Origin of the sequence: Pseudomonas sp. K5002 (assembly GCF_013386655.1) — a bacterium.
Taxonomy (GTDB): domain Bacteria; phylum Pseudomonadota; class Gammaproteobacteria; order Pseudomonadales; family Pseudomonadaceae; genus Aquipseudomonas.
Map to the genome: position 1 here is coordinate 1 of NZ_JACARK010000751.1, position 4,397 is coordinate 4,397.

The following is a 4,397-nucleotide window of genomic DNA, read 5'->3' on the forward strand; positions in this document are numbered from 1 at the left end:
CCGGCGGTAGACCAGCGGGTGTTCGACTCGATGCGCTTCGAACTCAACGGCCTGCGTGAACTGCTGGAAGTGCAGCTGGGTTCGCTGGCCTGGAACCAGTTGCAGGGCAGCCAGCCACAACAGGCCAACCTGTGGCGTCGCCTGCAACGCATTGGCCTGTCCGGCCCGTTGTCCCGCGACCTGTTGCAACTGACCACGCAAATTGAAGAACCTCGCCAGGCCTGGCGCATGCTCCTGGCCCACCTGGCGCGGATGATCGTCACCCCGGAAATCGAACCCCTGGAAGAAGGCGGTGTGATTGCCATGGTCGGCCCGGCCGGCATGGGCAAGACCACCACCCTGGCCAAGCTGGCCGCACGTTACGTGCTCAAGTACGGCGCCCAGAACATCGCGCTGGTGAGCATGGACAGCTACCGCATCGGCGCCCAGGAACAACTCAAGACCCTGGGCCGCATCCTCAATGTGCCGGTGACCCACGTCGACCCGGGCCAGTCCCTGGCCAACGCCCTCGACCCGTTGCTGCGCAAGCGCGTAGTGCTGATCGACACCGCCGGCCTGCAAGCCAGCGACCCGGCCCTGCGCATGCAGCTGGAAAGCCTGGCCGGGCGCGGGATCAAATCCAGAAACTATTTGGTGCTTGCCACTACCAGCCAGAAGCAGGTATTGACCGCCGCCTACCACAGCTACAAGCGCTGCGGGCTGGCGGGTTGCATCCTGACTAAACTGGATGAGACGGCAAGCCTGGGCGAAGTATTGAGCCTGGCAATCAGTCATGAATTACCGGTCGCCTACCTGACCGACGGGCCGCGGATCCCGGATGATCTGCATCTGCCGCGCCGTCATCAGTTGGTCAGCCGGGCTGTCAGCGTGCAAATGCAGGAAGAACCCAGTGAGGAAGCGATGGCTGACATGTTTGCTGACCTCTACCACAGCCCGAACAAGCGAGTTGGCTGAGGCATCATGGCTTTCTATTTAAAAATGACAGTGAAAAGTATCTACATCGATGGCCTGCCAGCAGTTCGCGCGGCCAACTTATGTAGCCTGCGTCTAAGCAAGACAAGGTAAAGAAATAAAATGGGCAGCATGCATCCCGTACAGGTGATCGCGGTGACCGGCGGCAAAGGTGGCGTCGGGAAAACTAACGTGTCAGTGAATTTGTCCCTGGCCCTGGCAGAGCTTGGCCGTCGCGTCATGCTGCTGGATGCTGACCTGGGGCTGGCGAACGTCGACGTTCTGCTGGGACTGACGCCCAAACATACCCTGGCCGATGTCATCGAAGGCCGCTGTGAGCTGCGCGACGTACTGTTGCAAGGCCCCGGCGGGATTCGCATCGTGCCGGCCGCTTCCGGCACCCAGAGCATGGTGCACCTGAGTCCGGCGCAACATGCCGGCCTGATTCAGGCGTTCAGCGACATTGGCGACAACCTCGACGTACTGGTGATCGACACCGCCGCCGGGATCGGCGAGTCGGTGGTCAGTTTCGTGCGCGCAGCCCAGGAAGTGTTGCTGGTGGTGTGCGACGAACCCACCTCGATCACCGACGCCTACGCCCTGATCAAACTGCTCAACCGCGACTACGGCATGAACCGCTTCCGCGTGCTGGCCAACATGGCCCAAAGCCCGCAGGAAGGGCGGAATCTGTTCGCCAAGTTGACCAAGGTCACGGATCGCTTCCTCGATGTCGCCTTACAATACGTTGGCGCAGTTCCTTACGACGAGTGTGTGCGCAAGGCCGTGCAAAAGCAGCGTGCGGTCTATGAAGCGTTCCCTCGTTCGAAGTGCGCATTGGCGTTCAAGGCTATTGCCCAGAAGGTCGATACCTGGCCGTTGCCCGCCAATCCCCGGGGGCATCTGGAGTTTTTCGTCGAGCGATTGGTGCATCAGACGAGCGCAGGACCGGTGCTATGACAGCCAGCGGCTACAACCTTTACAAGAAGTCGGCACGTGACAGTCAAGTCGAATTGATCGAGCGCTATGCGCCCCTGGTCAAGCGCATTGCCTATCACCTGCTGGCGCGCTTGCCTGCCAGCGTGCAGGTCGAGGACTTGATCCAGGCCGGGATGATCGGCCTGCTTGAAGTGTCGACCAAGTACGATGCGAGCAAGGGCGCGAGTTTCGAGACATACGCGGGTATCCGTATCCGTGGGGCCATGCTCGATGAAGTGCGTAAAGGTGATTGGGCGCCGCGATCAGTGCACCGCAATACGCGGATGGTGAGTGACGCAATTCGCTCAATTGAAGCAAAAACCGGTCGCGACGCTAAAGATCATGAAGTTGCGGCCGAACTCCAATTGAGTCTCGACGATTACTACGGGATTTTGAACGATACCTTGGGCAGCCGGCTGTTCAGTTTCGACGACCTTTTACAGGACGGCGAACATGAAGGGCTGCACGAGGACGGCGCGAGTGCCCATCTCGAACCGTCACGGGACCTGGAAGATGAACGCTTCCAGAGCGCGCTGGCGGACGCGATAGCCAATTTGCCGGAGCGTGAGCGACTGGTGTTGGCGCTGTACTACGACGAAGAGCTGAACCTCAAGGAAATCGGTGAGGTCCTGGGGGTCAGCGAATCGCGGGTCAGCCAGTTACACAGCCAGTGCGCGGCCCGCTTGCGGGGGCGTTTGGGAGAGTGGCGAGCGCGCTGACAGGCAGTGTGGGGACACTGCGAACGATACCGTCCAGGCCCTGCGCCCGGACGGGCTTGGCCCGTGGTGCGCCCCCGGTAGTCCTTTTTGTGTAACGCCTGTTGATTGATATGGCGCGCCCAGGTGCTGGGCGCGTTTAAGACTGCTTGGAGGTCGAATTGGACAAGAACATGAAAATCCTCATCGTTGATGACTTCTCAACGATGCGGCGGATCATAAAAAACCTGTTGCGTGACCTTGGGTTCACTAACACGGTCGAGGCGGATGACGGTATTACGGCGATTCCGATCCTCAACAGCGGGAGCATCGACTTTCTGGTAACGGACTGGAACATGCCGGGCATGACCGGTATCGATCTGCTGCGCCACGTGCGCGCTGATGAAAAACTGCGCAGCCTGCCTGTGCTGATGGTGACCGCTGAAGCCAAGCGTGAACAGATCATCGAAGCCGCCCAGGCCGGGGTCAACGGCTACGTGGTCAAGCCATTCACTGCACTGGCCTTGAAAGAGAAGATCGAAAAGATCTTCGAACGCATCGGTCATTGATGCTGCCACGGGGGAGCTATGGAGCATAAAGAATCATCGCAGGCCGACTTTGAGTCGACCCTGAAAAAACATGCTCATCAACTCGTCGAAAGCCTTGAAAGAGGCCAGTTCGGCGACGCGGTGCAGTTGATCCATGAGCTCAACCAGACCCGTGACCGCGGCCTGTACCAGGAAGTGGGCAAGCTCACCCGTGAGTTGCACAGTGCGATAGTCAATTTTCAGATTGACCCGCACATGCCCCAGGCCGAGGAAATCTCGCAGATCACGGATGCCACCGAACGCCTGTCCTACGTGGTCAGGCTGACTGAGGCGGCGGCCAACCGCACCATGGACCTGGTGGAAAACGCCACGCCTCTGGTCAACGGTATGGCCAGTGAAGCCAAGGCCCTGAGCACTGACTGGGGCCGGTTCATGCGTCGGGAAGTGGGCGCTGAGGAGTTTCGTGAGCTGGCGCGTCGGGTCGAGGGCTTTTTGTCCCGCAGCGAGCAGGAAAACCGCACGGTTTCCAGCAACCTCAATGACATTCTGCTGGCCCAGGATTACCAGGACCTCACCGGTCAGGTGATCAAGCGTGTGACCCAACTGGTCACCGAAGTGGAAAGCAACCTGCTCAAACTGGTGTTGATGGCGGGCCAGGTCGACCGGTTTGCCGGCATCGAACATGACCGCGCAGCGATCCTTTCTGAAAAAGATCCACAAAAACACCTCGCCAAGGGTGAAGGTCCGCAGATTCATGCCGATAAACGTGAAGACGTTGTATCCGGGCAAGACGACGTAGACGATTTGCTGTCCAGTTTAGGCTTCTAAGGAGCACACCCATGAGCTTCGGCGCCGATGAAGAAATCCTTCAGGATTTCCTTGTAGAGGCCGGCGAAATTTTAGAGCAACTGTCCGAACAACTGGTCGAGCTGGAAAGCCGACCGGATGATGCGAACCTGCTCAATGCAATTTTTCGCGGTTTTCACACTGTAAAAGGGGGCGCCGGCTTCCTCCAGCTCCACGAGCTGGTGGAGTGCTGTCACATCGCCGAGAACGTGTTCGACATCCTGCGCAAGGGTGAGCGGCACGTCGACTCGGAACTGATGGACGTGATCCTGGAAGCACTGGACGCGGTCAACGGCATGTTCAGTGAAGTGCGCGAGCGCGCACCGATCACTGCCGCCACGCCGGAACTGCTGGCCGCCCTGGCGCGCCTGGCGGAACCTGC

6 protein-coding genes are annotated in these 4,397 nt (G+C 59.5%); all 6 read left to right on the forward strand.

The genetic code is table 11. The annotated features are described in order from the left end of the window. Positions 1-954: flagellar biosynthesis protein FlhF (gene flhF, locus HX846_RS27655; RefSeq protein ID WP_178966511.1), on the forward strand; the 954-nt coding region annotated here is incomplete at its 5' end. Positions 955-1,074: 120 nt separating this feature from the next. Then, positions 1,075-1,908 (forward strand): flagellar synthesis regulator FleN, encoded by an 834-nt coding sequence (fleN, locus tag HX846_RS27660; protein ID WP_003192912.1) that lies wholly within the window; start codon positions 1,075-1,077, stop codon positions 1,906-1,908. Continuing rightward, a complete protein-coding gene (gene fliA / locus HX846_RS27665; protein ID WP_008434817.1) occupies positions 1,905-2,645 on the forward strand; it encodes an RNA polymerase sigma factor FliA in 741 nt (246 codons plus the stop codon). Before fleN ends, fliA begins: the two co-directional genes overlap by 4 nt. A gap of 170 nt (positions 2,646-2,815) precedes the next feature. Continuing rightward, positions 2,816-3,190, forward strand: a complete 375-nt coding sequence (locus tag HX846_RS27670; RefSeq protein WP_005790040.1) for a chemotaxis response regulator CheY — start codon at positions 2,816-2,818, stop codon at positions 3,188-3,190. Positions 3,191-3,208: 18 nt separating this feature from the next. Next, entirely contained in the window at positions 3,209-3,997 is a 789-nt protein-coding gene (locus tag HX846_RS27675; protein WP_003214538.1) for a protein phosphatase CheZ, read from the forward strand. Positions 3,998-4,008: 11 nt separating this feature from the next. Next, a partial coding sequence (locus tag HX846_RS27680) for an Hpt domain-containing protein (RefSeq protein ID WP_178966512.1) occupies positions 4,009-4,397 on the forward strand: 389 nt, incomplete at its 3' end.